Origin of the sequence: Sedimentitalea sediminis, from assembly GCF_042687825.1 — a bacterium.
Classification (GTDB): Bacteria; Pseudomonadota; Alphaproteobacteria; order Rhodobacterales; family Rhodobacteraceae; genus Sedimentitalea.
On sequence record NZ_JBHUQE010000057.1, the window covers coordinates 1 to 2,156 of the forward strand.

A 2,156-nucleotide genomic window follows, 5' to 3' on the forward strand; every position below is an offset into this window, starting at 1 on the left:
GTCAATCTGGGCTCATGGGCCAAGTCGCTCTGGCGGCATTGGCGCGTGTGGCGGACGTAGGGTCCCTGTCACGCGCTCTGCGGATTTTGCGATGTGACCGGCCTGACTGACGATTGAGCCTTCGCAATTGTCAGACAGGAGGTTCCCATGACACAGGAGACGATGCGCCCGCTGCGTGCGCGGATGATCGAGGACATGCGCCTTCGCGGGATGGCGGAGACGTCGCAGAAGGCCGATATCCGGGGGCTCAAGGATTTCACCGGGTTTCCGGGGCGGTCGCCGGATACGGCGACTCTGGACGCGTTGCGCGCCTATCAGCTTCATATGACCGATAGCGAGGTCCCGCCTTCGGTCTACAACGCCCGGATCCCGGCGCTGCGGTTCTTCTTCGGCATGACGTGCGACCGCGCGGACATGAAGACGTACATGCGGTTCCGCCCCGAGCCGCGCAAATTGCCGATTGTCCCGCGCGCCGAGGAGGTATCTGCAGTTCTGGCGGCGGCGCCCGGACCCGGGATGACGTATCGGGCTGCCTTGAGTATCGGCCGCGGCGCGGGGCTACGGGCCTCGGAGGTCACCAACCTCAAGGTCCGGGACATCGACAGCAACCGCATGCTGATCCAGGTCGAGCGGGGCAAGGGCGGCAAGGATCGCGATGTGATGCTGTCGCCGTCTTTGCTGGCATTGCCGCGGGGCTACTGGCGCGAGGCTCGCCCACAGGGGGGGCTGTTTCCCGGCCAGAGCCGGGTTGAACCGATGTCGCCCCGCGCGTTGAACCGGGCGTTCAACTCTGCCAGGGCAATGGTTGGCATCAGGAAGCCTGCGACCCTGCCTTCGCGCCGGCACAGCTTCGCCACGCATCTCCTCAAGGCCGACACCGATATGCGCGTCATCCAGGTGCTTCTCGGCCATGCCAAGCTGACCGCGGCGGCACGATATACGCACGTTGCCACCAAGACGCTGCGCAACGTCGCCAGCCCGTTCGGGCATATCCGGGATGTGACCTGACGGACCGGTCGGCGTGCTGCGGCACGCGCTGGGGGCTGCAGATATCTTTCGTGCGCATGGTCCTGCTTATCGACGGGCCAACGCGGGGCACTTGAGCCTCTCGCAGCTCAAGGTGATGTCAGCGATCGAGGCCTGTCGTACCGAGGCGCTCGGCGGGCATGTGGCGGCTTGCACCGAATGCGATCACCATCATATCGCATGTAAAAGTTGCAAAAACCGGCATTGCCCGAAGTGTCAGGGACCAGCCGCGCGCAACTGGATGGCGGCGCGGGCAGATGATCTGCTGCCGGTGGAGTATTTCCACGTCGTCTTCACGCTCCCCGCTGAAATCGCGCGGATCGCGTATTGGAACAAGCGCGCGCTCTACGGCCTGCTGTTCCGGGCATCGGCGGAAACGGTGATTACCATCGCCGCCGATCCCAAGCGGCTGGGGGCGCGTATCGGCACGACCAGCGTGTTGCACACCTGGGGATCAGCGATGACGCACCATCCCCACATCCACATGAGCGTGCCGGGCGGCGGCTTGTCGCCCGACGGCACCAGGTGGATCGCCTGCCGGTCGGGGTTCTTTCTACCGGTTCGAGTCCTGTCCAGACTGTTCCGACGTCTGTTCATCGAGGGATTGCTCGCGCTGCATGAGGCCGGTCAGCTTTCTTTCTTCGGCGACCTCGCCGGATTGGCCGGCACCTTCGCCGCCTGGCTGGCGCCGTTGCGCAAATCCGAATGGGGGTTGACGCCAAACCACCCTTCGGCGGGCCCGAGGCGGTGCTGGCCTGTCTGAACCGGCACACGCAGCGCGTCGCGATCTCGAACCACCGCATGGTCTGCGCCGACGATGATACCGTGGCCTTCCGCTGGAAAAACCATCGGATCAAGCGCGGCGGCCGCATGAAAACCATGCGGCTCGACACACACGGGTTCATCCGCCGGGTCCTGATCCATGTGCGTCCGGATGGTTTCCACCGCATCCGGCACCACGGCCTGCTGACCAGCGCCGCACGCAAATCCAACCTCGCGACGATCCGCGCGTTGCTCGGCGTCTAGGCAGCTCTGCAGGATGACGCCCCCGGCGCCGAGATCCTCCCGCTCACCCTCCGCGAACCTTGCCCTGAATGCCGAGGGGTGATGCGCCTCGTCGGGACGTTCCG

General features: G+C 65.3%; 1 protein-coding gene and 1 pseudogene. Both read left to right on the plus strand.

Going from position 1 to position 2,156, the window contains the following annotated elements; genetic code table 11:
- Positions 1–147: 147 nt before the first annotated feature.
- On the plus strand, positions 148–1,008 hold the full coding sequence (locus tag ACFMPD_RS17465) for a tyrosine-type recombinase/integrase (RefSeq protein ID WP_380997299.1): 861 nt from the start codon (positions 148–150) through the stop codon (positions 1,006–1,008).
- A 13-nt stretch (positions 1,009–1,021) separates the two neighbouring features.
- Positions 1,022–2,052, plus strand: a pseudogene (locus ACFMPD_RS17470) (IS91 family transposase).
- The last annotated feature ends 104 nt before the right edge of the window (positions 2,053–2,156 follow it).

Excerpts from the sequence above, each read along its gene's own strand:
- ACFMPD_RS17465 (WP_380997299.1), top strand. The coding sequence starts at position 148 with ATGACACAGGAGACGATGCGCCCGCTGCGTGCGCGGATGATCGAGGAC.